Annotated in this window: 18 protein-coding genes; 8 read left to right on the top strand and 10 right to left on the bottom strand. The window is 72.5% G+C overall.

Going from position 1 to position 26,540, the window contains the following annotated elements:
* Positions 1-6: 6 nt before the first annotated feature.
* The 7 genes from ASC60_RS20100 to ASC60_RS20130 form a co-directional block, all read right to left on the bottom strand.
* The gene (locus tag ASC60_RS20100; protein WP_234357045.1) at positions 7-1,416 is read right to left on the bottom strand and encodes a hypothetical protein; all 1,410 of its coding nucleotides are present in this window, start codon (positions 1,414-1,416) and stop codon (positions 7-9) included.
* A 133-nt stretch (positions 1,417-1,549) separates the two neighbouring features.
* Entirely contained in the window at positions 1,550-2,632 is a 1,083-nt protein-coding gene (locus ASC60_RS20105) for an N-acetylglucosamine kinase (RefSeq protein WP_107097121.1), read from the bottom strand.
* 98 nt (positions 2,633-2,730) lie between these two features.
* Positions 2,731-3,993 carry a 6-phospho-beta-glucosidase gene (locus ASC60_RS20110; RefSeq protein ID WP_055552804.1) on the bottom strand — a complete coding sequence of 421 codons (1,263 nt, stop codon included), beginning with the start codon at positions 3,991-3,993 and terminating at the stop codon, positions 2,731-2,733.
* Positions 3,990-4,898 carry a carbohydrate ABC transporter permease gene (locus ASC60_RS20115; protein WP_055552806.1) on the bottom strand — a complete coding sequence of 303 codons (909 nt, stop codon included), beginning with the start codon at positions 4,896-4,898 and terminating at the stop codon, positions 3,990-3,992. The genes ASC60_RS20110 and ASC60_RS20115 overlap by 4 nt, the downstream gene beginning before the upstream one ends.
* A gap of 14 nt (positions 4,899-4,912) precedes the next feature.
* Positions 4,913-5,866 carry a carbohydrate ABC transporter permease gene (locus tag ASC60_RS20120; RefSeq protein WP_055552808.1) on the bottom strand — a complete coding sequence of 318 codons (954 nt, stop codon included), beginning with the start codon at positions 5,864-5,866 and terminating at the stop codon, positions 4,913-4,915.
* 11 nt (positions 5,867-5,877) lie between these two features.
* Positions 5,878-7,206: an ABC transporter substrate-binding protein gene (locus ASC60_RS20125; RefSeq protein ID WP_055552810.1), complete on the bottom strand. Its 1,329-nt coding sequence runs from the start codon at positions 7,204-7,206 to the stop codon at positions 5,878-5,880.
* Positions 7,207-7,302: 96 nt separating this feature from the next.
* On the bottom strand, positions 7,303-8,526 hold the full coding sequence (locus ASC60_RS20130; RefSeq protein WP_055552812.1) for an ROK family transcriptional regulator: 1,224 nt from the start codon (positions 8,524-8,526) through the stop codon (positions 7,303-7,305).
* A gap of 226 nt (positions 8,527-8,752) precedes the next feature.
* On the opposite strand from ASC60_RS20130, the gene ASC60_RS20135 reads away from it, so the two are divergent.
* Complete coding sequence (locus ASC60_RS20135; protein WP_055552814.1) at positions 8,753-10,690, top strand: protease pro-enzyme activation domain-containing protein; 1,938 nt, start codon at positions 8,753-8,755, stop codon at positions 10,688-10,690.
* 69 nt (positions 10,691-10,759) lie between these two features.
* Here ASC60_RS20135 and ASC60_RS20140 read toward each other — a convergent pair whose 3' ends face one another.
* Positions 10,760-11,842, bottom strand: a complete 1,083-nt coding sequence (locus ASC60_RS20140) for a mechanosensitive ion channel family protein (protein ID WP_055552816.1) — start codon at positions 11,840-11,842, stop codon at positions 10,760-10,762.
* Between the two features lie 420 nt (positions 11,843-12,262).
* Between ASC60_RS20140 and ASC60_RS20145 the strand changes: the two genes are divergently transcribed.
* Positions 12,263-12,799: an HNH endonuclease gene (locus tag ASC60_RS20145; protein WP_055552818.1), complete on the top strand. Its 537-nt coding sequence runs from the start codon at positions 12,263-12,265 to the stop codon at positions 12,797-12,799.
* 87 nt (positions 12,800-12,886) lie between these two features.
* Here ASC60_RS20145 and ASC60_RS20150 read toward each other — a convergent pair whose 3' ends face one another.
* The gene (locus ASC60_RS20150; RefSeq protein WP_055552820.1) at positions 12,887-15,901 is read right to left on the bottom strand and encodes a beta-N-acetylglucosaminidase domain-containing protein; all 3,015 of its coding nucleotides are present in this window, start codon (positions 15,899-15,901) and stop codon (positions 12,887-12,889) included.
* A 465-nt stretch (positions 15,902-16,366) separates the two neighbouring features.
* On the opposite strand from ASC60_RS20150, the gene ASC60_RS20155 reads away from it, so the two are divergent.
* The 6 genes from ASC60_RS20155 to ASC60_RS20180 all read left to right on the top strand — a co-directional run bounded on the left by ASC60_RS20155 (position 16,367) and on the right by ASC60_RS20180 (position 23,903).
* Positions 16,367-16,612, top strand: coding sequence for a hypothetical protein (locus tag ASC60_RS20155; protein ID WP_055553126.1), 246 nt, complete (start codon positions 16,367-16,369; stop codon positions 16,610-16,612).
* Positions 16,612-18,789, top strand: coding sequence for a 4-alpha-glucanotransferase (malQ, locus tag ASC60_RS20160; protein WP_055552822.1), 2,178 nt, complete (start codon positions 16,612-16,614; stop codon positions 18,787-18,789). The genes ASC60_RS20155 and malQ overlap by 1 nt, the downstream gene beginning before the upstream one ends.
* Before the next feature lie 116 nt (positions 18,790-18,905).
* The gene (locus tag ASC60_RS20165) at positions 18,906-20,603 is read left to right on the top strand and encodes an alpha-L-fucosidase (protein ID WP_055552824.1); all 1,698 of its coding nucleotides are present in this window, start codon (positions 18,906-18,908) and stop codon (positions 20,601-20,603) included.
* 49 nt (positions 20,604-20,652) lie between these two features.
* Positions 20,653-20,895, top strand: a complete 243-nt coding sequence (locus ASC60_RS20170; RefSeq protein WP_055552826.1) for a hypothetical protein — start codon at positions 20,653-20,655, stop codon at positions 20,893-20,895.
* Between the two features lie 221 nt (positions 20,896-21,116).
* Positions 21,117-22,091: an acyl-ACP desaturase gene (locus ASC60_RS20175; RefSeq protein ID WP_055552828.1), complete on the top strand. Its 975-nt coding sequence runs from the start codon at positions 21,117-21,119 to the stop codon at positions 22,089-22,091.
* Between the two features lie 21 nt (positions 22,092-22,112).
* The gene (locus ASC60_RS20180) at positions 22,113-23,903 is read left to right on the top strand and encodes a tetratricopeptide repeat protein (protein WP_234357034.1); all 1,791 of its coding nucleotides are present in this window, start codon (positions 22,113-22,115) and stop codon (positions 23,901-23,903) included.
* Positions 23,904-23,959: 56 nt separating this feature from the next.
* Here ASC60_RS20180 and pepN read toward each other — a convergent pair whose 3' ends face one another.
* Entirely contained in the window at positions 23,960-26,536 is a 2,577-nt protein-coding gene (gene pepN / locus ASC60_RS20185; protein ID WP_055552833.1) for an aminopeptidase N, read from the bottom strand.
* Positions 26,537-26,540: the final 4 nt, after the last annotated feature.

The raw sequence follows: 26,540 nt of genomic DNA on the forward strand, positions 1-26,540 counted from the left end.
TCGCCGTCACCGGTACTCCGACAGCCTGCGGCCTATGCCCAGGACCGCGCCCGCCGCGCCCAGCACCGCCAGCGCCCCGGCCCCGGCCGCCATCCCGGTGAACGCCCCGCGCCCGCTGTCGGCGGCCTGCCGGAACTGCCGCTGCTCATGGTCCAGCGCCTTCGCCAGCTCGTCGTCCACCCGGTCGAAGGACTCGCCCGTGCTGTCCTTGGCGCCGATGACCTTCTCCAGCGCACCCTTGTAGTCGCCCGCGTCGTCGGCGCCGCGCGCCGCCTTGTGGCGGGCCTGCCACGCGCGGACCGCCGTGGCGGCCGCCTCCACCGGCGCCCGGCCCCCGCCGTCGTCCGCGAGCTGCCGCGCCCGGCCCAGCAGGCTGCCCTTGGCGGGACGGCCGCCGGGCTCGCGGCCGACGAGCCCGGCCATCCGGGAGGCGTAGCTGACCTCGTAGGCGTCCTTGCCCTTGTCGGCGCCGTCCTTGTCGACGACGACCGCGCCGCGCGCGACCAGCGTCAGGTTCTCGTCGGCGCGGGCCCGCAGCGAGGCGATCCGCGCCTCGTTGAGCACCCGCAGGGACTTCGCCCCGTGGTCGTCGGACTCGTTCAGATCGGCGCGGGCGATGGCATGGCCGGCCACCAGCCACACCAGCACCACCGCGGCGGCGGCGGACGCGCCCAGCAGACCGTGGTTGAACACCCGGTTGGTCCGGCGGTAGTTGCGGCGCTGGGCCCAGCCCAGGGTGGCCAGCGCGGCCACGCCCACTCCTATCGCCGCCCAGGGCCAGGACTTCGCGTCCCCGTAGTCCTCGCCGAGCCGGGCGGTCTCCACCTCGTACAGCCGGTCGGCGGCGGGCAGCAGCCGGGTGCGCATCGTGTCGTTCGCATACCGCAGATACGCGCCGCCCAGCGGCAGTCCCTGGCGGTTGTTGGCGCGCGCGGACTCGACCAGGCCCGTGTAGACCGGCAGCAGTTGGCTGATCTTCCGTATCTCGGCGCGCGCCGAGGCCGAGCGGTCGGTGTTGGCCGCGGCCCGCACCAGCAGCTCGGACGCGGTGCCGATATCCCGCTCATACCGCCGCCGCACCGCGGCGGGCTCCTGGCCGCCCGTCAGGAAGCCGCTCGCCGCCGTGGTGTCGGCGTCGGCCAGCGAGCGGTAGATCCGCGCGGCGTCCGCGCTCAGCGGCTGGCTGCGCTCGGCCACCGCGTCGGCCGCGGTCTCGCGGTCGGAGACCTGCCAGGCCGTCACCGCCCCGAACGCCACCAGCAGCGCGGCCAGCACGGCTCCGATGATCCGCAGCCGCCCGGGCTCCGTCGTGGCCGCGGTCCGCACCCGGTCCAGGCCCTCCCGCCACGCAGTCCGCGGCGGCGGCGGGGCCGCGGGCGCGGGCGGCGGCGGCGCGGGTCTGCCGATGGCCGACAGATGTGACACAAGACCTCCCCCTTGGTCCGGACCCCACGGTCACTGTCCGCAGAAGTATGGACCGCGCCCCCCGACCAGGTCACCGGTCGTGCCTGGATCTTGCTCGGATCGCGATCTCCCCTCCCCACTCTGATTACGCCCGGGAAGGACTTCCGGTTCCCCTTTCGTCACCGTCAGTTTCCGTGACGCCCCTTCGCGCACGCTGCGTTGCCACCTGCGTTGCCGCCTGCGCTGCCGCTCCCTCGGCCCCGTCGTAGTGCGCGCGCAGCCGGGCGTACGCCGCCGGTGGCGCGCCGGTGCGGTCCAGGCCGAGCAGCGCCGCACCGAGAACGGGCGGGGCCGTGACGACCCGGGGCGCGGCCTTCGGGGCGCGCTCCGCGAGGAGCGCGCGGACCCGGTCGTCCAGCTGCGGATGCCGGGCCGCCAGCACCCCGCCGCCCAGGATCACCGGCGTCTCCTCGGCCAGCAGGTCCAGCCGGGTCAGCGCGACCGTGGCCATCGTGACCACCTCCTCCGCCTGGCGGTCGACGATCGCGCGCGCGACCTCGTCGCCGCCCGCGGCCACCGCGAACAGCACCGGGGTCAGCGCATAGCGGTGGGACGGCTCCAGCCGCCCCAGGTGGACGGCCTCGATCAGCTCGTACATCGTGCTCAGGCCGAAGTGCGCGGGGAGGGCGCGGGCCAGCTCGGTCGGCTCGCCCCGGCCGTCCTCCGCGCGGGCCGCCCACCACAGCGCCTCCTCCGACAGGAAGCCCCCGCCGCCCCAGTCGCCGGAGAGCCGCCCGATGGCGGGGAAGCGGGCGGTGCGCCCGCCGTGGCCAAGACCGGCGCAGTTGATACCCGCGCCGCAGACGACGGCGACGCCGGTCGGCTCGCCGTCGTCCGCGGCCCCGGCCCGCAGCAGCGCGAAGATGTCGTTGGCGACCGTGACGGTGTCGCCCCAGCCGTGGCCGGCCAGCACCTGCGTCAGCTCCGCCTCCTCGCTCGGCAGATCGGCGTTGGCCAGGCACGCGGAGACGTGCCCGACCCGCGGCGGACCGGAGCCTCCGGCCTGCCGTGCCGCCTCCTCCACCAGCCGCGCCAGCGCGCCGACGGCCCGCTCGGTGCCCACGGCGGGCGGCCGGAAGCCGCCGCCGCGGGCCGTGCCGAGCACGGTGCCGTCCGGGCCGACGAGCGCGACGTCGGTCTTGCTGTTGCCCGCGTCGATCGCCAGCACGGACGGCCCCGGCGCGGCGGAGGAGGCTGGTGCCGCGGCGGAGGAGGCTGGTGCCGAGGCGGTGGAGGCCGGTGCGGAACCGGCCGGTTCGGACTGCGTCAGGCCCACGCCAGGTGCTCCCGGTTGTGCGCGATCAGGTCGTCGGTCAGCTTCTCGGCGTAGTCGATCTGGCCGATGAGGGGGTGGGACAGCAGCGCCTGGAAGACACGCTCCCGCCCGCCCTTCAACGCTGCCTCCAGCGCCAGGTGTTCATACGCCGTGACATGGGAGACCAACCCGGCGTACAGCGGCTCCAGGGGGCGCACCGGAAGGGGCTTCGCGCCTCGCGCGTCCACGGTCGCCGGGACCTCGATCACCGCGTCGTCGGGCAGGAAGGGCAGGGTGCCGTCGTTGAAGGCGTTGACGATGCGCACCTCCCCGCTGTCGCGCAGCAGCGACGACGCCAGATCGACCGCCGCCTCCGAGTAGAACGCCCCGCCGCGCCGGCTCAGTAGCTCCGGCTTCTCCTCCAGCGCGGGGTCGCCGTACATCTCCAGCAGCTCGCGCTCGATCGCCGCGACCTCCGCCGCCCGTGACGGCTTGGTGCGCTGCTCCCGTACGACGGCGTCGTGCTGGTAGTAGTAGCGCAGGTAGTAGGACGGGACGACGCCCAGCCGGTCCACCAGGTCGCGCGGCATCCGCAGATCGTCCGCGATCGCCCCGCCGTGCTCGGCGAGCAGCTTGGGGAGCACGTCCTCCCCGTCGGGTCCGCCGACGCGCACCGCCCGCTCCCAGGTGAGGTGGTTGAGGCCGACGTGCTCCAGCGTCACCTCCCCGGGTGCCACGCCCAGCAGTTTCGCGAACTTGCGCTGGAAGCCGATGGCGACGTTGCACAGGCCGACGGCCCGGTGCCCGGCCGTCAGCAGCGCCCGGGTCACGATGCCGACCGGATTGGTGAAGTCCACGATCCACGCGTCCGGGTTGCGGCGGCGCACCCGCTCCGCGATGTCCAGCACGACGGGTACGGTACGCAGCGCCTTGGCGAGCCCGCCCGCGCCGGTGGTCTCCTGGCCGACGCAGCCGCACTCCAGCGGCCAGGTCTCGTCCTGCTCGCGCGCTGCCTGGCCGCCGACGCGCAGCTGGAGCAGCACCGCGTCGGCGCCGTCCACGCCCGCGTCCAGGTCGTCGGTCCAGGAGATCTTCCCGGGATGGCCCTGCTTGGCGAAGATCCGGCGGGCGAGCCCGCCGACCAGCTCCAGCCGGTCCGCGGCCGGGTCGACCAGGACCAGTTCCTCCATCGGGAGCGCGTTCCGCAACCGGGCGAACCCGTCGATGAGTTCGGGGGTGTAGGTGGACCCGCCCCCCACGACTGCGAGTTTCAACCCTTGACTCCTGTCAGTGTGACGCCTTCGACGAAGGCTTTCTGGGCGAAGAAGAAGACGATGATGACGGGGGCCATGACCAGCAGTGTCGCGGCCATCGTCAGATTCCAGTTGACGCTGTGCGCGCTCTTGAAGCTCTCCAGCCCATAACTGAGCGTCCAGGCGCCCGGATTCTGCGCGGCGTAGATCTGTGGGCCGAAGTAGTCGTTCCAGCAGTAGAAGAACTGGAAGAGCGCGACGGCCGCGATGCCCGGTTTGGCCATCGGAACGATGATGCGCAGCAGGGTACGGAACTCACCGCAGCCGTCGACCCGCGCCGACTCCAGGTATTCCCTCGGAATCGTCAGCAGGAACTGGCGCAGCAGGAAGATGGAGTACGCGTCCCCGAACGCCATCGGGATGATCAGGGGCCACAGCGACCCCGACAGGTGGAACTGCTGCGCCCACACCAGATACATGGGCACCACGACGACCTGCGGCGGCAGCATCATCGTCGAGATGACCAGCAGCATGGCGGTACGGCGGCCGCGGAAGCGGAACTTGGCGAGCGCGTACGCCACCGGAATGGACGAGCAGAGCGTGAACAGGGTGCCGAGCACCGCGTACATCAGCGAATTGCGCCACCAGTCGAGGAACCCGGGGGTCCGGAAGACCTCGGCGTAATTCGACCAGTGCCATTCGGTGGGCCACAGGGCGCCGCTCATCGCCTGGCTGTCGCTCATCACGGCGGTCAGGAAGACGAAGACGAACGGCAGCAGGAAGAAGAGCGCCGCGGCGATGGCGACGGTGTGCACGGCGATCCAGTGGAGCGCCGCGCGGCGGCGGGCGGCCGGGGCGGGGGAGCGCCGGGTTCCGGGGCGGACGGGCGCGGAGGGCGCGGTGAGAGTGGTGGTGGTCGCGGTCATGGCGGACGGTCCTCTCAGTCCTCGGCCGACAGCAGGCCGGCGCGCCGGCGCATCAGCAGCGTCGTCACTGCCATCGCGATCGCGAAGAGTACGAGCGAGAGCACGCAGGCGGCTCCGGTGTTGAAGTTCTGGAAGCCGAGCGAGTAGACGAGCTGCGGCATGGTGAGGGTGGAGTGGTCGGGGTAGCCGGGCTGGATGACCGAACCGGGCCCGATGGTGACGCCGGAGGCGAGCTTTCCGGCCACCAGCGCCTGGGTGTAGTACTGCATGGTCTGGACGACGCCCGTGACGACCGCGAACATCACGATCGGGGTGATCGACGGCCAGGTCACATAGCGGAACTTGTGCAGCGCCCCGGCGCCGTCCAGTTCGGCCGCCTCGTACTGGTCCTTCGGCACGTCCAGCAGCGCCGCCATGAAGATGACCATGAGGTCGCCGATGCCCCACAGGGACAGCAGGACGAGCGAGGGCTTGGCCCATGCCGGGTCGTTGAACCAGTTGGGGGCGGAGATCCCGACGTTTCCGAGGATGTCGTTCACCGGGCCGGTGCCGGGGTTGAGCAGAAAGACGAAGGCGACCGTGGCCGCCACCGGGGGAGCCAGATAGGGAAGGTAGAACGCGGTGCGGAAGAAGCCGACCCCGGCCTTGACCTTGGTCACCAGAAGGCCGATCCCGAGGCCGAAGACGACCCGCAGCGCGACCATCACCGCGACCAGCCAGAGCGTGTTCCACAGCGCCGGCCCGAACAGCGGCATCTGCTCGAATACGTACCGCCAGTTCCGCAGGCCCACGAAGGTCGGGGCCTCGATCTGGTTGTAGTGCATGAAGGAGAAGTAGACGGTGGCGACCAGCGGATAGCCGAAGAAGACGGTGAATCCGACCAGCCAGGGGGAGAGGAAACCGAGGGTGCGCAGCCGCCGGCGCGTGGCCTTACGGCGCAGGGCGGGGGAGTTCATCACTGTGGCCATGTCGCGCTCCGTCAGTTCTGGGCCTGGAGGTTGTCGGCGTCGATTTCCTCGTCGAGTTCCCTCAGCCCCTTGTCCAGGTCGTGCACCGTGCCCCCCTCGACGCCGTAGGAGAAGTCCTGGAGGGAGACCACGTACTGTCCGCCGTTGATCGAGGCGGGCAGGGCGGTGCTGTATCGGTTCTGCGCGATATCCAGGAAGGCGCGGAAGGTGGGGTCCGGGTCGAGCTTGGGGGAGGTGAGCGCCGCCTTGGTGGACGGTACGTTGTGGATGGCGTTGGCGAAGGAGACGACCTGGTCGGTGTCGGCGGTCAGGAACTTCACCAGTTCCCATGCCGCGTTCTGGTGCTTGCTGCTGTGCCCTATGCCGATCACCGTTCCGGTGAGATAGCCCCGGCCGTAGGTCTCGGGCTTGTCGTCGGGCACCGGCAGGGGAGCGGTGCCCCATGCGAATTTCGCGCCCTTCATGAACAGGCCGCGCCATTCGCCGTCCATGTGCATGGCCAGCTTGCCGGTGAGGAAGGCGTTCTGCGAGGACATCTCGTCGCCGAAGGTGGTACGGAACTTCTCCAGCGGACCGTAGCCGCCCTGGCTCCGCACCAGATCCCGCGTGGTGGCGAAGAAGTCCTTGGCGGCGCTGCCCTTCGCCAGCCGCGCCTTTCCGTCCTTGCCGAAGTAGGTCGGCCCCCACTGGGCGAAAAGCCGGTCCGGGCTGTTCTGGTAGAGCCGGAAGTTCGGCATGAAGCCGACCCGCTCGTAACCGCCGTTCTTGGTGCGCTTGGTCAGCTTGACGGCGTCCCGCTTCAACTCCGACATCGTGCGCGGCGGGCGGGAGATCCCGGCTTCCCGGAACGCGTCCTTGTTGTAGTACATCCCGTACGCGTCGGCGAGCAGCGGCAGGGCGCACTGGTCGCCGTCGTAGCCGGTGTAGTCCAGCAGCGTCTTGGGGAAGACCTTGTTCTTGTCCAGGCCGGTCTTCTTCATGAACGGGTCGAGATCCACCCACATCCCGGACGAGCAGTACTGTCCGACATTGTTGGTGGTGAACGACGAGGCCACGTCCGGAGCGTCGTCCCCGCCGGCTCGCAGCGCCTGGTTCAAGGTGGCGTCGGTGACATTGCCGGTCGCCTTCACCTTGATGTTGGGGTGGAGCTTCTCGAACCGGGCGATACCGGCGTCGATCGCCTTGACCTCGTTCTTGTCCGACCAGCCGTGCCAGAACTTCAGCGTGACGGGTTTGGACGGATCGTCGGTCGCGCTGCCGGTGCTGGGATTGGCGCAACCGGTCAGCAGCAGGGCACCGGCGCTCAGTACCGGGACGAGGGCGGCCGGCATTCGGGGCATGGGGGTACTTCCTTTACTGCGGGGGACGGCAGGGGAAGCGGCGGTACGGGCGCCGGATGGACGGTGAATTTCAGGTGGCGTCTGAGGCGGTGATTCTCAGGCCGTGTCGAAAACGGTGTTACGCGCATCGGCGACCGCCTGACGCAGCGCGCCGATGAGTATCGGATCCCCCTCGATATCGCTGATCCGCAATTCCGGCCGGGGCAGCGCCAGCCCGGTCAGCTCGGTCTCGACCAGCTCGCGCAGCCGCTCCCCACCGGCCTGCGCGACCTCCCCCGACAGCACCACCAGCTCCGGGTCGACCACCGCGACGACGGAGGCGAGCCCGGCGGCCAGCCGCCGGGCCAGTTCGGTCAGCACCCGATCGCCCGCCCCCGGGGTGCGCAGCGCGGTGGCGAGGGCCTTGGCGGCCGTGGGTGCCTCGATGCCGTGCTCCCGGGCCAGCTCCACGACGGCGGGGGAGCCGACCAGCTTCTGGAACCCGCCGCCTCCGTCCGGCGCGGCCGCCGCGTCCGGTCCGCCGCGGGCGAGCGGCGCGCCCGGCAGCGGCATGTAGCCGATCTCCCCGGCTCCGCCGGTGGCCCCGCGCAGCAGCGTGCCGCCGAGCACGATGGCCGCGCCGACCCCCTCGTCGGCCCAGACGAGGGCGAAGTCGTCGAAGTCCTGGGCGGTGCCGTGGTGTTGTTCGGCGACGGCCGCCAGGTTGACGTCGTTCTCGATGACGATCGGTGTGTGCAGCACCTCGGCCAGCTCGTCCCGCAGGGCGCGCGACTGCCAGCCGGGCAGGTGCGGCGCGTAGCGCAGCTTCCCGGTGCGCGGGTCGAGGGCGCCGGGGGTGCCGATGACGGTCCCGTGCAGATCGGACCGGTCGAGCCCGGCCGCGGCCAGGGCGCCGTCGACGGCCTCGGCCACCAGCTCCGCGGTGCGGCCGGTCAGGGACTCGTCGGTGGTGGGGGCGGTCACCCGGTGCTCGCCGACCACCTGGCCGGTGATGTCGGCGACGGCGGCGGTGATGCCCTCCTGGTCGACGGCGAGCGCGGCGACATGGGCGGCGGCCGGGTTGATCTCGTACAGCTGGGCGTTGGGTCCGGGCCGCCCGGTCACATTGCCGGTCGGACGGACCAGCCCGGCGGACTCCAGGCGGGCCAGCAGTTGTGAGGCGGTCGGCTTGGACAGCCCGGTCAGCTCCCCGAGCCGGGTCCGGGTCAGCGGGCCGTGCGCGGCCAGCAGGTCCAGCGCGGCCCGGTCGTTCATGGCGCGCAGGACCCGGGGGGTCCCGGGCGTGCCGTTGGGGGTGTTGCCGGGGGGTGGTGCGGCCATGGTGGTGCCCCGCCTCACTCTGTTAAGAAACTTTCCTATTGATGAAGAGGAAGGTAAGACGCTTCCGGGGCGACGTCAATGGGTGTGAGCGTCCGGATTTGGTGTCTTCTTGGCGAAGCCATGGACCTGGCATGGACAAGTCACCGAGAGAGTGGCCTATCGACCATATGGATCACTCACAGGGGGTCAGGTGAGATCGTCTTCTTTCAGGTCGTCTTCCTTCCGCGTGCGCGCGGCCTTGGTGGTGGCGACGGCACTGCCGCTCACGGTGGGCGTACCCGTCGCTCAGGCCGACTCGGCACCGTCCGGACGGGACACCCTGAGCGCGACCAAGCCCGCCTGGGCGACCGCGAGTTCGGACCAGGGGGCCGCCGCCGACAGCGGTAAGGTCGCCGCGCGCGTCTACCTCGCCGGGCGGGACGCCGAGGGGCTCGCGGACTACGCCGCCGCCGTGTCCGACCCCTCCTCACCCACCCACGGCGAGTATTTGACGGCCCGGCAGACCCGGGAGCGGTTCGGGCCGACCCGGCAGCAGACCGACGCCGTGACCGACTGGCTGCGCGGCGCCGGACTCACCGTCACCGGCCACAACGAGCACTACGTCTCGGTGACCGGCCAGGTGGTCGCCGCGGAGAAGGCGTTCGGCACCCAGCTGCACAACTACACCAAGGACGGAACGGTCTACCGGGCCCCGGCCAAGGCCGCCACCGTGCCCGCCTCGCTGAACGGCGCCGTCCTCACCGTCGTCGGCCTGGACAACGCGCCCAAGCGGGCCAGGCACATGGCCACCCAGGGGGAGACGCTGCCGCCGCCCGGAGCGGTCTTCAAGAACGCCGGGCCCTTCTCCAGCTACTACGGCTCCCGGACCGACAAGAGCCTGCCCTCCGCGTACGGCGCCAAGCAGCCGTACGCCATCAAGGGGTACACCGGCGAGCAGCTGCGCGCGGCCTACGGCGCCACAAGCCGCAACACCGGCAAGGGCGTGACGGTCGCCATCACCGACGCCTTCGCCTCGCCGACCATCGCCGCCGACGCCGCCCGCTACGCGAAGCGCAACGGCGACCCCGGCTACAGCAAGGGCCAGCTGACGCAGGTGCTGCCCGCCGAGTACCGGAACACCGAGGACTGTGACGCGAGCGGCTGGTACGGCGAGGAGACCCTCGACGTCGAGGCCGTGCACGCGCTGGCCCCCGCGTCCGACATCGTCTACGTCGGCGGCGCGTCCTGCACCGACAACGACCTGCTGGACGCGCTCGCCAAGGTCGTCGACAACCGGCTGGCCGACATCGTCTCCAACTCCTGGGGCGATGTGGAGGCCAACCAGACCCCGGACCTGGCGCTCGCCTACGACCAGATCTTCCAGCAGGGCGCGGTCGAGGGCATCGGCTTCTACTTCTCCTCCGGCGACAACGGCGACAACGTCGCCTCCACCGGCACCAAGCAGGTCGACACCCCCGCCAACTCGGCGTGGGTGACGGCCGTCGGCGGCACCTCACTGGCCGTGGGCAAGAAGAACACGTATCAGTGGGAGACCGGCTGGGGCACCACCAAGGCCACTCTCACGGCGGACGGCAGCAACTGGGACTCGCTGCCCGGCGCGTACACCTCGGGTGCCGGAGGCGGCACCAGCAAGACCGTGCCGCAGCCGTTCTACCAGCGCGGTGTGGTGCCCGACGCGCTCGCCCGGGCGAACGGCGGAACCGCCAAGCAGCGCGTCACCCCGGACGTCGCGGCCGTCGCCGACCCCAACACCGGCTTCCTGGTGGGGCAGACCCAGACCTTCCCCGACGGATCGCTCCAGTACGGCGAATACCGCATCGGCGGCACTTCGCTGGCCGCCCCGGTGATCGCCGGCGTCCAGGCGCTGGCCCAGCAGGCGGGCGGCGGACGGCCGCTCGGCTTCGCCAACCCGTCGCTGTACGGCCGGTACGGCACCGCCTCGTACCACGATGTGACCGACCATCCGCTGGGCGCCGGGGTCTCGCTGGGCGTGGTCCGGGTCGACTACGTCAACAGCCACGACGCCTCGGACGGCCTGGTCACCTCGCTGCGCAGCCTCGGCCGCGACAGCTCGCTCAGCGCGGTCGTCGGCTACGACGACGTGACCGGGGTGGGCACCCCGGCCGCCGGATACCTGGCGTCCTTCGGCGCGCACCGCCGCTGATCCGCCGCTGATCCGCGCCCTGCGCCCGCCGTGCCGCCCGCCCCCTCGCTTCGAGGGGGGGCGGGCGGTTCACTTCGAGGGGGCGGGCGGGGTCGTCGTGGGCGGCGCGAGGGGGCTGGCCGCGGCGGACTGCGGCGACTCGGGGTTGGCCAGCGCGGACGGCGCGGTCATGGAGGCCGTCGGGTCGGCCGCCTCGCCCGCCGGATCGCCCTCGGGCGGGCGGCCGACCAACTGGATGCCCGCCTCGTTCAGCGCCTTCTTGATCCGCCAGCGCAGCTCGCGCTCGACGTTGAGGGACTTGCCCGGCATGGTCCGCGCCGAGACCCGGACGATCATGGAGTCCAGATAGACCGCGGTGAGTCCCAGCACCTCTATCGGCTCCCACAGCCGCTCGTTCCACGGCTCGTCCTTGGCCATGTCCACACCGACCTGGTTGATCACCTCGCGGACCCGGTCCAGGTCCTCGTCGGCACGGATCTGGACGTCGACCCCGGCCGTCGCCCAGCCCTGGCTGAGGTTGCCGATCCGCTTGACCTCGCCATTGCGGACGTACCAGATCTCCCCGCTGTCCCCGCGCAGCTTGGTGACCCGCAGACCGACCTCGATCACCTCGCCGGAGGCCACCCCCGCGTCGATCGAGTCACCCACCCCGTACTGGTCCTCAAGGATCATGAAGACGCCGGAGAGGAAGTCGGTGACCAGGTTGCGGGCGCCGAAACCGATGGCCACACCCGCCACACCGGCGCTCGCGAGCAGCGGCGCCAGATTGATCTGCAGGGCGGAGAGGATCATCAGCCCCGCGGTCCCCATGATCGCGAACGAGGCGACGGAGCGCAGCACCGAGCCGATGGCCGCGGACCGCTGCCGCCGCCGTTCGACGTTGACCAGCAGCCCGCCGAGCGCGGTGCCGTTCACGGCCTGGGCCGTGCGGTTCATGCGCTCGATCAGCTTGGTGATCCCCCGCCGCACGACGGACCGGAGGACGAACGCGATCACCAGGATCAGGGCTATGCGCAGCCCGACGCTGAGCCAGGTGGACCAGTTCTCCTCCACCCAGCCCGCGGCGTTGGTGGCGCTCCTGTGCGCATCGTCCAGAGTTGGGGTCGTGGGACGAGGCGTCGAGTCAGCGGCCAGAGCGGCGGACCAGAACACAGCGGAAACCCTTCGTGTACGGCATGCCCGCGCGGATGGCGCACGCGCAATTCCTTCACACAGTAGCCGGGCGCGGGAAAGCGCCGTTCCTGTGTTCGAGAGCGCGCGAGCGCGCCCGGGGGGCGCACAAAAGCAGGGGGAACGGCCTCAGCTCGCGGTTTCCGCCGCCGCCCGGAGGCCGGTCGTCCGCAGAGCGGCCCGGCGGCCGCCCGGGGCCGTGATTCTTGCCACTCCAGCGAAGCTCTCGTGGGCCTCGTGTGCAGTGTGGATGGGTCGTGGGCGGGTCGTCCACGCGCGGTACGCGGAAATGCCTCTCAACCGTTAACCCGGTGATAGTGGCGTTCCGGCCAGGGTTCAGGGGAAACTGGGGGAGATCGTCCCGGCGCGAGCCACGCGCCGCCGGCGTACAAGGAGGCATCCGTGCCGCATGTCCTGGTCCTCAACGCGTCGTACGAGCCGCTCGGCGTCGTACCGCTCCGTCGCGCGCTCATTCTCGTCCTCAACGACAAGGCCGTCAGCCTCGAGGACTCAGGCGCCCTGATGCACAGCGCAACCCGTGCGATCCCCGCTCCCAGCGTCGTCAGGCTGAAGCGCTTCGTGCGGGTGCCCTTTCGCGGGCCCGTCCCGCTCACCCGCCGCGCCCTGTTCGCCCGCGACGGCGGCAGATGCGCCTACTGTGGTGGCGTCGCAACCAGCGTCGATCACGTCATCCCGCGCAGCCGTGGCGGGCAGCACACCTGGGAAAACGTGGTCGCCGCGTGCCGTCGCTGCAATCACGTCAAGGCGGACCGGCACGTCGCCGAGATCGGCTGGCGGCTGCGCCATCAACCCGCGCCGCCGTCCGGCCTCGCCTGGCGCATCATCGGCACCGGCCATAGGGACCCGCGCTGGCTGCCATACCTGGAGGCATTCGGCGCGGACGACGCGATGGCCCGGATCGACGGCAAATCCGCCTGAGATACCGGGCTCGCCCTTTTTCGGGACCGGGTTCCGCCGGCAGGTGCCCCCGACCGTTGAGGTGGGGGCACCGCACGGCGATGGGGCCTATCTGTCTGGTTTCCCCGGTTTCCCCGTTCTCTCCGGTTTCTCCGCCGCGTACGCCGCTACCGACCAGAGCGAGTAGCCGAAGCGGGTGCCGCGCTCGATGCCCTGGATCCGGACGAACCGGGTGCCCGGGGCGTCCACCCCCACCATCTCCAGGCCGCCCTTGCCGTCGGTGACGGTCGCCGCCGTGCGCCAGATGCGTCCGTCCGCCGAGACCTGGACCCGGTAGCGCGAGGCGTACGCGTCCTGCCAGCGCAGATCGAGCCGCCCGAGGTGGGCCGGGCGGGCCAGTTCGAGCTGGAGCCAGGCGCCGTCCTCGGCAGGGGAGGACCAGCGGGTCCCGGGGTCGCCGTCGACGGCCGCGGAGGCCGGGAAGTCGGGGGTCTCATCGCCGGACGAGGTCGCCTTCGTACCCTTCGCGCGGGCCAGGTCGGGGCCGCTGGTGCGGGGCAGGGCCCGGACGGTCAGCATGCGCTGCTCCGACCCGAAGCGGACCGGGACGGCGTATGCGCCCGGCTTGGTGTCCTTGTCGACGGAAATCTCGATCCGGGCGGTCGCCGTGGCCCCGCGCGGGGCCGTCACCCCCTCGGGGGCCCGGGCCGTGATGCCGCGCGGGGTGCGCAGCGTCAGGTCGTCGTTCACATCGCCCGGGCGCAGTGAGGTCAGCTCGGCCCTGAGGGTCACGGACCGGCCGCCGGCCTCGGCGTCCACGGATTCGCGCGACAGCCGCAACTCGGCGGCCGGGGTGTCGGCGAACCAGGGGGTTATCTCGTGCACGGTGGGCGGCGTGGTGCCCGCCGCCCAGCTCAGCCGGACCGCGTCGGCGCGTATGCCCTTGCCGCCGACCTGCGTGAAGCCGTCCGTGGCCAGCGCGCCGAGCCGGCGCCAGCCCTCGCCCGGCACATGGGCCTCGACGGTGCCCGAGCCCTCCGCGGACCGCCCGGTGAGCGCGGAGACCGAGGACAGCGGGCGGGTACGGCCGAAGCGCACGGTGACCGGTTTGCGCGGGGAGGCCACCGCGGTGGTCGCCTTGCCGTCCGCGGCCGCCTGATCGGCCTCGCGCGTACGGAGCTTCTCGCTGCCGGACCGCTTCACGCCGGACCAGTCGTCCGCCTGGGCCAGGGCCTTCTTCAGGAAGGGGTCCAGCACGTCCTTGCCGACCGTGACCCGGCTGTCCGCGATCTTCTCGCGCAGCCCCTCCACCGCCAGCCGGGCCGTCCAGGCCCTGTCGCCGTCGCCGTGCGCCTGGGCGGTGAGCATGTCCACCGCCCGCACGCCCGCGTCGCCGTAGCGCCCGAGCTGGTCGAGCCAGGGCCGTACGTCGTCGCCCAGCGTCCCGGACAGCCGCTCGGGGGCGTCCCGCATGGTGCGGAACGCCGCGCGCAGCCGGTCCGCCGCCCGGTCCAGCCGCCCCACGTCCGTACGGCCGACCGCCGACCAGAAGGCGTCGGTCAGGGGGCGCAGATACGCGGACTCGTCGCCGCCGAGCACCGAGGACGCGTCGTTCCCGGCGAGCGCGTGCAGCGCCGCGCGGGTCTTGCCGTCCGGTCCGGCCAGGTCGTCGATGGCTGCCCGCCAGGACTCCTGGGGGCGGTAGCCGCGCGGGTTCCAGGCGAAGTCGGCCGCCGTGAACAGCGGGATGCGGGACGCGGTCGGCTGCTCCATGGCGTTGGCCAGTAAGGCGGCGGACTGGGTGGCCACGGCCGGGTCCCGGCCGGTGTAGGGGCCGAGGAAGATCCGGTCCTGGGCGTAGTCGTTGACCGGGTAGTTGTCCATGGTGACCAGCCGGTGCCCGAAGGCGGCCCGGGCGCCGGCCAGCTCACCGCCGGTGATCGTCCGGGGCACCACCCCGACGCCGGTCCAGGCCACCTCGACGGCGGTGTCGAGATCGGCGGCCAGCGCGCGCCGGAAGTCGGTGTCGCCGTCCTGGTAGTACTCGGTCGGCATCAGCGAGAGCGGCGCCGCGTCCGGGTGCCGCCCGGCCAGGTGACGGGCGACCGCGTTGGCCATCCTGGCCTGCGCCTTCGCCGCCGCCTCGGGGCCGGAGCCGAAGGTGTCGGCGTCCTTGCCGCAGTGCCACTCGCTGTAGCTGACGTCCTGGAACTGGAGCTGGAAGGAGCGCACCCCCAGCGCCCACATGGCGTCGATCTTCTTCAGCAGCGCCTTCAGATCGCTGTCGGAGGAGAAGCACATCTCCTGGCCGGGGGAGACCGCCCAGCCGAGCGTCACATGGTTGGCACGGGCGCGGGTGGCCAGCTCGCGGAACTCCTCGCGCCGCTCGGCCGGGTACGGATCGCGCCAGCGGGCCTGGCGGTACGGGTCGTCGCCGGGCGCGTACAGGTAGCGGTTCTGCTTGGTGCGGCCCATGAAGTCGAGCTGGGCCAGCCGGTCCCGGTGCGACCAGGGGGAGCCGTAGAAGCCCTCGGTGGTGCCCCGGACCGCCGTACCGGGCCAGTCGCGGACGGTGACCCCGGCGAACGCCTTGGCGTCCTGGCCGCCCTTCCGCTGGACGAGCAGCTGGCGCAGCGTCTGGACGGCGTGGAAGAGGCCGTCCGGCCCGACACCGTCCAGCGCGACCGTGGCGCGCCCGTCCACCCGGCCGGTGGCCAGCCGGTAGCCGCCGGACGGGAGGTCGTCGCGCTCCGGCGCCCGCAGCGCGCGCAACGCGGTCTGCGCGCCCTTGCCTCCGGCGTGCACCACGAGCCCGCGCGCCGGGGGTGTGCCCCCTGGGGTCGCTTCGGTGACCGTACGCACCCCCGCGTCGTGCAGCAGGGAGCGCAGCGCGTCCAGCGCGTACGGATCGGCGTCGCCGTCGGCTATCAGCGTGGCCTCGCCGGATATCGCCACATCCGCCCCCTGGGCGCGCAGCGACTGGGGCCGCGGCCAGACCGGCGGCACGGCTCCGGCGCTGTCCCGGTCCGGTGTGGAGGTCCCGGCGGTGCCGGGCTGATCGACGGGTGCGGCGCTCGCCCCCTGGGCGCCGCCGAGCAGTCCACCGATGACCGCGGCCGCCATGGCCGTCGCCCCCGCTGCCCTCGGCTTCTTCCCCCGGAAGTGCACGGGTGTCTCCTCGATTCAGATAGCCGGCCCCGTCGTGTCGGCCACAAAAGGCGCCAATCGGCGACGAGCCCACCAGTACGCCGGTGAGGGTGTCAACGCGCATGACCGAACTGTCGGCATTGCCGCGACCGCGGTGGTGCCTGCGGTTGCGCGCCCCCTGTGGCCCGCCCCCTGCGCGCCGTCGTGTCGCCCCCGCAAGTCTGACGGATGAAGGCGGCCTCTGTCCGTAAGCTCTGTGTTCCCGACCCCTCCCGGCCGCGAAATCGCCTGTCCCGCGGGTGTGACGTACGGCACGTCCAGGCATCGTTTACGTCTGCGGCCGGATTGAGTGGGTAGGGCTCGTCATTGACACACTGCCGACACCCCACGGAGGTCCGTGTGGCCGCGACAGCTCTTCTCCCCAGCGCCCTGTCCAAACCCATGCCCGAGGTCGTTCGCGAGCCGGACCCGTTCGCCGGGGTCTCCGACCCCGACTGCGGACTGTGCGGACTGGACGGCTTCGGGTCCGGTGTCGCCACCGAAGCGCCCCTCACGAGCGAGCCCCCGCTCGCCGACAACATCCCCCTGACCAGCGAGCCCCCGCTCGCCACCGAACGCCCCCTGACCAGTGAGCCGACCGCCGCCGGTACCGGCGCGGAGACAGCCATGGAGCCGATGGAGTACTGATGGGCAGAGCGCGGCTCGCCGAGCTGCACGGTGTCGCCACCTCTTACGAGCCCGCCCCGGGCCGCACCGTCCAGGTGCCCGAGGACACCGTCGTGGCCGTACTCGCCGCGCTGGGTGTGGACGCATCCACCCCCCGATCAGTGAAAGACGCGCTGGACCGGCACGAACGCCGACAGCGTGACCGGCTGCTGCCCCCCTGCGTGGTCCTGCGCCCCGGCGGAACGCCGCGCCAGGCCCTGCCCGACGGCCTGGCCGAGGCCCTGCCCGACGGCACGGAGCTGCGCGTGCGCACCGAGGACGGCGCGCCACGCGGGGGGTGGGGACCGGCGGCCGCCGAGCGCCCGTTATCACCCCCTGATGCGCGCCCGGGCACAAAACCCCCTCCGGGCGCGGAACCGTCCCCCGGTACGGGACTGTCTCCGGGCGTCGAACTGCCCCTGGGCACGCACACCCTCACCGCGCACGCCCCCGACGGGCGCACCGCCACCGCCGCCCTCATCGTGGCCCCCGACCGGATGCCGTCGCCCCCGGCCCGCACCCACGGCTTCCTCGTCCAGCTCTACTCGCTGCTGTCCGCCCGCTCCTGGGGCATGGGCGACCTCGGCGACCTGGCCGACCTCGCCGCCTGGTCCGGGCGCGCCTTCGGCACCGGGTTCATCCAGCTCAACCCGCTGCACTCGGCGGTGCCCGGCACCCCGGCCGCCCCCACCGACCCCTCCCCCTACCGGCCCTCCTCGCGCCGCTTCCCCGACCCCGTCCACCTGCGGGTCGAGAACGTGCCCGAATACGCCCACCTCGGCGCCGCCGCCCGCGCGCGGGCCGACCGGCTGCTGGAGGCCGCGGCCGCGCTGCGCACGTCCGTCCTGCGCGACGGCGCCCTGATCGACCGGGACGCGGTCTGGGCCCTCAAGCGCGAGGCCCTGGAGCTGGTCCGGGCCGTCCCCCTCGGCCCCGGCCGCCGCGCCGCCTACCGCGCCTTCCTCGCCGAGCGCGGCCGGGCCCTGGAGGACCACGCCCTGTGGTGCGCCCTCGCCGAGACCTACGGCCCCGACTGGCGCGGTTGGCCCGACGGCCTGGCCGACCCGCGCTCCGCCCGCACCGCCCGCGCCCGGGACGAGCACCTGGACCGCGCCGACTTCCACTCCTGGCTCGCCTGGCTCACCGACGACCAGCTCGCCGCCGCCCAGCGCGCGGCGCTCGACGCGGGCATGGGCATCGGGCTGGTGCACGACCTGGCCGTCGGGGTGCACCCCTCGGGCGCCGACGCCTGGGCCCTGCAGGACGTCTTCGCCTCCGGCATGTCCGTCGGCGCGCCCCCCGACGCCTTCAACTCCCGAGGCCAGGACTGGGGCCTCCCGCCCTGGCGCCCCGACGCCCTCGCCGCCACCGGCTACGCCCCGTACCGCGAGCTGCTGCGCGGTCTGCTGCGGCACGCGGGCGCGCTGCGCATCGACCACGTGATGGGGCTGTTCCGGCTGTGGTGGGTCCCGGAGGGCCGCCCGCCGACCGAGGGCACGTACGTGCGGTACGACGCGGACGCGATGCTCGGCGTGCTCGCCCTGGAGGCGCACCGGGCGGGGGCCGCGGTCATAGGGGAGGACCTGGGGACCGTCGAGCCCGGCGTGCGGGAGGCCCTGGCCGGGCGGGGTGTGCTCGGGACGTCGGTGCTGTGGTTCGAGCGCGACTGGAACGGCGACGGCCCGGCCCGTCCGCTCGCCCCCGAGGAGTGGCGCGCCGACTGCCTGGCCACGGCCACCACGCACGACCTCCCCAGCACCGCGGCCCGGCTCACGGGGGACCACGTCGCCCTGCGCCACCGGCTGGGCCTGCTCACCCGCCCGCTCGACGCCGAGCGGGCCGCCGAGGCGGCCGAGGTCGCCGAGTGGACGGAGCTGCTGGGGCGGCTCGGCCTGCTGCCGGAGGGCCCGGGCGACGAGGAGGCCGCGATCAGGGCCGTCCACCGCTTCCTGCTGCGGACGCCCGCGCGGATGGTGGGGGTGTGGCTCCCGGACGCGGTGGGGGACCGGCGACCGCAGAACCTGCCGGGCACATGGGATCAGTACCCGAACTGGCGGCTGCCGATCGCCGACGCGGCGGGGCGGCCGATGACCCTGGAGGATCTGGCGTCCTCGCCCCGCCTGCACGCCCTGATGACCACCCTGACCGAGGGAGCCTAGGGGCGCGGTGGGTCACGGCCTGTGCCCGGACACCGGTCCCGGGGCGGGCCCCGGTTGGGTAGGGGCGGGGTGGGGGATTGCTGTCATGGACACAGCCGCGACCGTAGAGGGGACCCATGCCCGGACGACTCCGCACCCTCGCCCTCGCCACCATGGCAGCCGCAGCCACGCTGATACCCACGGGCGGCGCCGTCGCCCAGGACGGTTGCGACGCCCCCATCGTCAACGCGTCACAGCACGTCGTCGAGGTCTGCGATGACCCCGCCCGCATCATCGACAAGGCCGTCCACACCGTTCCCACCCCCGGCCAGCTCGCCTGGCAGCAGCGGGAGGTCACCGCCTTCACCCACTTCGGCATGAACACCTTCACCGACCGCGAATGGGGCTCCGGCACCGAGGACGAGAAGCTGTTCGACCCCGCCGCGCTCGACTTCGGCCAGTGGATGCGCGCGTACAAGGCGGCCGGCGCCCGGCAGGTCATGCTCACCGCCAAGCACCACGACGGCTTCGTGCTCTACCCCAGCCGCTACACGGACCACGACGTGGCCGCCAGCCCCTGGTGGACCCGTGGCCCCGGGGGCCAGAACCCCGACGGGGACGTGCTCGGGGCGTATGTGAAGGCGGCGAGGGCGGCGGGGCTCAAGGTCGGGGTGTACCTCTCGCCCGCCGACGGGGCCGAGCTGCCGCACGCCTGGCACGCCCAGTGGGTCGAGAAGGTCAGGCAGAAGCAGGCGAACGGCGAGCAGCTGTCGCTGCCGGAGCGCATGGCGCTGGAGGACGCGGGCCGCGCGCCCGCCGGGCAGGGCAGGTACGGCAACGGCAGCAAGCCCACCGAGCGCACCATCCCGACCCTCGTGCCCGGCGACGACCGCGCCGCCGACGTCGCCTCCGGCAAGCTGCCCGGCTTCCGCTTCACCGCCGACGACTACGACGCGTACTACCTCAACCAGATCTACGAGATCCTCACCCAGTACGGCCCGATCGACGAGTTCTGGCTGGACGGCGCGAACCCCTGGTCGGGCGCCGGGGTCACGCAGAAGTACAACGTCACCAACTGGTTCCGGCTGATCCAGGACCTCTCCCCGGACACCGTCGTCTTCCAGGGCGCCCAGGGCGTGCGCTGGGTCGGCAACGAGGGCGGAGTGGCCCGCGAGACGGAGTGGTCGGTGACCCCGTCCGCCGTCGATCCCTGGACCGTGATCGGCGGAGGGCTCCCCAACGACTCGACCGACGCCGACATCGGCTCCCGGGCGAAGCTGACCGCCCCCGGTGTGAAGTACCTGCAGTGGTACCCGGCCGAGGCGGACGTCTCGCTGCGCCCGGGCTGGTTCCACCACCCCTCCGAGCGCCCCAGGACGGCTGCGGAGCTGATGTCGCTGTACGAGCGCAGCGTGGGCCGCAACGCCTCGCTGCTGCTCAACGTCCCGCCCGCGAGGAACGGCCGGATCGACGACGCCGACGTCGCCTCGCTGACCGCCTTCGGCGCGGCCGTGACGAAGACCTACGGCTCCGGCCTGCCGACCGGCGGCGGGCCCGTGACGTTCGACCGGGTGCGGCTCGGCGAGGACATCCGCTACGGGCAGCGGGTCGAGGCGTTCACCGTGCAGGCGCGGACGGCGGGGGTCTGGCGGGACATCGCCTCCGGCACCACCATCGGCGCGCGCCGCATTCTGGCGCTGCCCGCTGCCGTGACCGCCGACGCGGTGCGGGTGGGGGTCCAGGAGTCCCGCGCGACGCCCCGGCTGCTGCCGGTGACCGTCCACCGGGCGCAGAAACCCCGAGGTCAGGCCGTCCACCGGGCGGAACGGCCTTAAGGGGCACCCCGCGCACGGACCCCGCACGGACGTCCGATAGCTTGAGCGTGTGAGCAACAAGGTCAAAAAGAACGCCGTGCGCGCCGGTGCCGTCATCGCCGCGACGACGGTGATGCAGCTGATGTCGTCCCCCGCGTTCGCGCTCACCCGCGACGACGGTGACGACCCGGGTCCGGGCCTGAGCGTCGCCGAGACGCTGGGCCTCTTCGTCGTCGCCCCGATCCTTCTGTTCCTGGTGATCGCGGGCCTCGTCATGCTGGGTGACAGGAAGTCCCGTCAGCAGACCGACTGACGGCGGGCGAGCGAAAGACGAAAGCGCTGAACGGCGCTGCGAGGGCGTCCCTGGCCGAACCGGCCGGGGGCGCCCTCGTCGTATGCGCGTACCGCTCCCCGGATCAGGGGCCGCCACACGCGGAACCGGCCCTTTTATTTTCGCTTTAACCTACGGTGTCGTAACCTACGGAGGCGTAGGTAAAGCTCGTTGTACCCGTCCCCGTCCCCAGGAGCTTCGTAGTGACCCTCGCCCCCTCCAGCCGCAACGGTCAGGCCGTGTGGAGCGACGCCCAGCTCCTTTACGCGCTCGAAGAGGTCGTCGAGACCGAGCTGAACCGGCACCTGAAGGTCGCCAAGGAATGGATGCCGCACGAGTACGTGCCGTGGAGCGACGGCCGCAACTTCGACGGCGTGATGGGCGGCGAGGCCTGGGCGCCCGACCAGTCCAAGGTCAGCGACGTCGGCCGGATCGCGCTCGTGGTGAACCTCCTCACCGAGGACAACCTCCCCAGCTACCACCACGAGATCGCGACCCTCTTCGGCCGGGACGGCGCCTGGGGCACCTGGGTGCACCGCTGGACGGCGGAGGAGGGGCGGCACGGCATCGTCATGCGCGACTACCTGCTCACCAGCCGCGCCGTCGACCCGGTGCAGCTGGAGCGGTTCCGCATGACGCACATGGGTGAGGGCTTCGAGTCCGACAACAACCACAGCATGCTGCACACCGTGGCCTACGTCGCCTTCCAGGAGCTGGCCACCCGCATCTCGCACCGCAACACCGGCCACCACTCCGGCGACCCGGTCTGCGACCGGATGCTGGCGCGCATCGCCACCGACGAGAACCTGCACATGATCTTCTACCGGAACCTGCTCGCGAAGGCGTTCGAGCTGGCGCCGGACCAGACCATGTGCGCCGTCCGCGACGTCGTCGTCGGCTTCCGCATGCCCGGTCACGGCATGCCCGGCTTCGAGCGCGCCGCCGCGCAGATAGCGATTGGTGGCATCTACAACCTGCGCATCCACCACGACGACGTCCTCCAGCCGGTGCTGCGCTTCCTGAAGGTGCTGCAGATCGGCGGGCTCGGCCCGGAAGGGCTCAAGGCGCAGGAGGAACTGGGTCTCTACATGGGCGGACTGGACGACCAGGCCACCAAGTTCGACGAGCGCCGCGAGGCGCTGCTGGCCAGGCGCAGGGCCCGTGCCGAGCGGGATTGATCACTCTGGCACCATCGGGTGATGGTCGATCATCGTTCGCACGGGGCGTCCGGCGCGGCCCCTGCGGAAACCGCCGGTGGAAACCGTGACGAGGCAGCCGAGTTGCGGGCCGCGGCGGCGGCCGGGGAACCGGGCGCGTACCGCTCGTACGCCGAACTCCTCACCGGGCGCGGGCAGTTGGACGAGGCCCTGCCCTGGTGGGCCAGGGCCGCCGACGCCGGTGACGCGGACGCCTCGCGCACCCTCGCGATATGCCACCGGGACCGCGGCGACTTCGCCGAGGCCGAACGGTGGTACCGGACCGCCGCCGACCGCGACGGCGGCTGCGCCTTCGGGCTCGCCCGGCTGCTGCAGGAGGCGGGCGACCTGGCCGGTGCCGAGGAGTGGTACGGGCGCGGGGCCGCGCTCGGCAGCGTCGCCTGCACGACCAACGGCGCCCTGATGCTGGCCGCCCGGGGCGAGTGGGACACCGCCCTGGAGCGGCTGGCCGAGGCGTCCGCCGAGGGCGACGACGTCGCCACCCGCGCCCGCAAGGTCATCGAGGACCTGCTCGGGGAACTGGCGGACCGGCGCGACGCGCTCGCCGCGGCGGAGACCGCGGGCGACCCCGAGGCCGCGTACGAGGCGCTGCGCGCGCTGCTCGCCCCCGACCGGGCGACCATGTACGACACCTATCCGCACATGGTCGCCGAGGCGGAGGCGCTGTACGCCCGAGCCGCCGCGGTCGGCAGCGTCAAGGCCCTGGTCGACCAGGCCATCTTCGTCGCCCGCGACCCCGGCCGCCGGGACGAGGCCCGCGCCCTGGTGGAACGCGCCCATGAACTCGGCTACGACGGCGCCGCGTTCGTCCTCGGCGTCTGGTCCGAGGAGCGCGGCGACCTGCGGGCCGCGGAGTCCTGGTACCGCACGGCCGACGACGCGGACGGCGGCCACTTCTGGGCCTGCTACAACCTCGGCGTGCTGTGCACCCGCCAGCGGCGGCTGGACGAGGCCGAGGAGTGGCTGCTGGCCACCGGCGTCGACCCGGAGGACCGGGACCCGTTCTCGGAGAGCGAGGAGCGGGTCGTCAGAGCCCTGGAGGACGTCGCCGCCCTCCGCGACGACCCCGGACGGGAGGGCTCCGCCCAGTGGCGTGACCGTCTCCCCGGGCTGCGCGCCCGCGCCGAGGACGGCGGCCCCGACGCCTGGTACGCCTACGCCGAGGCCCTGGACCACATCCACCGGCTTCCCGAGGCCGCCGAGTGGTACCGCAAGGCCGGCACCCCGCGCGCCCTCCTCGCCCTCGGCCGGATGCTGTACCGGTCGGGCGGCGCCAGGGGCACGCTCATGGTGCCGTACTACGAACCCGCCGCCGGCGAGGGCGATGCCTCCGCCGCGTACGACATCGGCCGCATCCACGACGAGGCCGGGGACCGGCGCGCCGCCGAGATCTGGTTCCACCGCGCCGCCGGGCTCGGCCACGGGGGCGCCGCGTGGTGGCTCGGCCGGACCTCCGAGGAGCGCGGCGGCGATCCCCAGCAGGCCGAGCGCTGGTACGTCCGCGCCGCCCGCACCGGGCTCGTACCGCCCGCCTTTCTCGCCGGGCGCAGCATGGTCCGGCGCGGTGCCCACGCCGACGCCGTACCGCTGCTGCACGCCGCCCACGACGGCGGCCACGCGGAGGCCGCGTACTGGCTGGCCAAGGCCGTACGGGGGCTCGGCCGCCCGGAAGAGGCCGAGCGGTGGCTGCGCACGGCGGCCGAACGCCACCCCCAGATCCTGCGCGAGTACGGCGACATGGCTCGCCTGGCCATCCCCGACCCGGTGGAGTAGCAACCCCGTTCGCGGGCAGTCGTCCCGCCGGTCGGGACGACTGCCCACAGGCGAGGTCAGCTTGCCGCCGCCGCGTCCGCCTCGCGGGCCTTGAGAGCGCGCTCGACGCCCGCCCGGGACTCGGTCACCAGCCGCCGCAGCGCCGCACTGGGCTCGGCGGAGGCCAGCCACGCGTCCGTGGCGTCCAGCGTGGCCCGGGAGACCTGGAGCGCCGGGTACAGCCCGACGGCGATCTGCTGCGCCATCTCATGGCTGCGGCTGTTCCAGACGTCCTTGACCGCCGCGAAGTACTTCTCGGCGTACGGCGCCAGCAGCTCCCGCTGATCGGTCTGGACGAACCCCCCGATCACGGCCGCCTGCACCGCGTTCGGGAGTTTGTCGCCCTCGACGACCGACGCCCACGCCTCGGCCTTGGCGGCCTCGGTCGGCCGGGCGGCCCGCGCCGTGGCGGCGTGCCGCTCGCCCGCCGAGGTCTTGTCGCGCTCCAGCTCGGCGGCGATCCCGTCCTCGTCGATGCGCCCGGTCGCGGCGAGCCGCTCCACCAGGGCCCAGCGCAGCTCGGTGTCGATGACCAGGCCCTCGATCGTCTCGCTGCCGTCGAGCAGGGCGGCGAGCAGGTCGAGCTGGGCGTCGGTGCGGGCCGTCGCGGCGAAGGCGCGGGCCCAGGCGAGCTGGTGGTCGCCGCCGGGGGCGGCGGCGCGCAGATGCTCCAGCGTGGCGTCGGTCCACTGGGCGAGCCCGGTCTCCCGCCACTCGGGCGCGGCGTACAGGTCGAGCGCGAGCTTCACCTGGCGGTGCAGCGACTGCACCACGCCGATGTCGGACTCCTTGGCCACCCCGGACAGCACGAGCGCCAGGTAGTCGCGGGTGGCCAGCTCGCCGTCCCGGGTCATGTCCCAGGCGGAGGCCCAGGACAGGGCGCGCGGCAGGGACGCCTCGAAGTCGCCCAGGTGGTCGGTGACGACGGCCAGGGAGTCGGCGTCGAGCCGGACCTTGGCGTACGACAGGTCGTCGTCGTTGAGCAGGATGACGGCGGACCGCTTGGTGCCGACCAGGGCGGGCACCTCGGTCAGCTCGCCGTCCACGTCCAGCTCGATCCGCTCGGAGCGGACCAGCTTGCCGGTCGCGGAGAGGTCGTACAGCCCGATCGCGATGCGGTGCGGCCGCAGGGTCGGCTCACCCTTGGCACCCGTCGGAAGCGCGGGGGCCTCCTGCCGGATCGCGAAGGAGGTGATGGTGCCGGAGGCGTCCGTGGCGATCTCCGGGCGCAGCACATTGATGCCCGCGGTCTGCAGCCACGCCTTCGACCAGGCCGTCAGGTCCCGTCCGCTGGTCTCCTCCAGCGCGCCGAGCAGATCGGTGAGCCGGGTGTTCTTGTAGGCGTGGCGCTTGAAGTACGCCTGGACGCCGCGGAAGAACTCGTCCATGCCGACGTACGCGACGAGCTGCTTGAGCACGCTCGCGCCCTTGGCGTACGTGATGCCGTCGAAGTTGACCAGGACATCGTCCAGGTCGTTGATCTCGGCCATGATCGGGTGGGTGGACGGCAGCTGGTCCTGCCGGTAGGCCCAGGTCTTCATGGAGTTGGCGAAGGTGGTCCACGAGTGCGGCCACTTGCTGCCCGGCGCGTAGGCCTGGCAGGCGATGGAGGTGTACGTGGCGAACGACTCGTTCAGCCACAGGTCGTTCCACCACTCCATGGTGACCAGGTCGCCGAACCACATGTGGGCCAGCTCGTGGAGGATGGTCTCGGCCCGCACCTCGTACGCCGCGTCCGTCACCTTGGAGCGGAAGACGTACTGGTCGCGGATGGTCACCGCGCCCGCGTTCTCCATCGCGCCCGCGTTGAACTCCGGCACGAAGAGCTGGTCGTACTTGGCGAACGGGTACGCGTAGTCGAACTTCTCCTCGAACCAGTCGAAGCCCTGCCGCGTCACCGCGAAGATGGCGTCCGAGTCGAGGAACTCGGCGAGCGAGGGACGGCAGTAGATGCCGAGCGGCACCGACCGCCCGTCGCCGCCGTCCCAGCTGCTGTGCACGCTGTGGTACGGGCCGACGATGAGCGCGGTGACGTACGTCGAGATGCGCGGCGTCGGGTCGAAGCGCCAGACGTTGTCCTTGGGCTCGGGCGTCGGCGAGTTGGAGATCACCGTCCAGCCCTCGGGCGCGGTCACGGTGAACTGGAAGGTGGCCTTCAGGTCCGGCTGCTCGAAGCTCGCGAACACCCGGCGGGCGTCCGGCACCTCGAACTGGGTGTAGAGGTATGCCTGCTGGTCGACCGGGTCGACGAAGCGGTGCAGCCCCTCACCGGTGTTGGTGTACGCGCAGTCGGCGACGACCCGCAGCTCGTTGCGCCCGGCCAGCAGCGACGGCAGCGTGATCCGCGAGTCCTGGAACACCTCGGCGGGGTCCAGGGCGTCCCCGTTGAGGACCACCTCGTGCACGGCGGGCGCCACCAGGTCGATGAACGAGGCCGCACCCGCCTCGGCGGCGTCGAAGCGCACCGAGGTCACGGATCGGTAGGTGCCGCCCTCCTGCGCGCCGCTCAGGTCCAGCTCGATGTCGTACGCGTCCACGGTCAGGAGGCGCGCTCGCTCTTGCGCTTCCTCCCGGGTGAGGTTGGTACCAGGCACGTCG

It is taken from the genome of Streptomyces sp. NBRC 110028 (genome assembly GCF_001417735.1).
Lineage (GTDB): Bacteria > Actinomycetota > Actinomycetes > Streptomycetales > Streptomycetaceae > Streptomyces.

Coding starts and splice junctions, on each gene's coding strand:
- ASC60_RS20180 (WP_234357034.1), top strand. CDS start 22,113: ATGGTCGATCATCGTTCGCACGGGGCGTCCGGCGCGGCCCCTGCGGAA.
- ASC60_RS20120 (WP_055552808.1), bottom strand. CDS start 5,866: ATGGCCACAGTGATGAACTCCCCCGCCCTGCGCCGTAAGGCCACGCGC.
- ASC60_RS20125 (WP_055552810.1), bottom strand. CDS start 7,206: ATGCCCCGAATGCCGGCCGCCCTCGTCCCGGTACTGAGCGCCGGTGCC.
- ASC60_RS20115 (WP_055552806.1), bottom strand. CDS start 4,898: ATGACCGCGACCACCACCACTCTCACCGCGCCCTCCGCGCCCGTCCGC.
- malQ (WP_055552822.1), top strand. CDS start 16,612: ATGGGCAGAGCGCGGCTCGCCGAGCTGCACGGTGTCGCCACCTCTTAC.
- ASC60_RS20155 (WP_055553126.1), top strand. CDS start 16,367: ATGCCCGAGGTCGTTCGCGAGCCGGACCCGTTCGCCGGGGTCTCCGAC.
- ASC60_RS20165 (WP_055552824.1), top strand. CDS start 18,906: ATGCCCGGACGACTCCGCACCCTCGCCCTCGCCACCATGGCAGCCGCA.
- ASC60_RS20150 (WP_055552820.1), bottom strand. CDS start 15,901: ATGGCGGCCGCGGTCATCGGTGGACTGCTCGGCGGCGCCCAGGGGGCG.
- ASC60_RS20130 (WP_055552812.1), bottom strand. CDS start 8,526: ATGGCCGCACCACCCCCCGGCAACACCCCCAACGGCACGCCCGGGACC.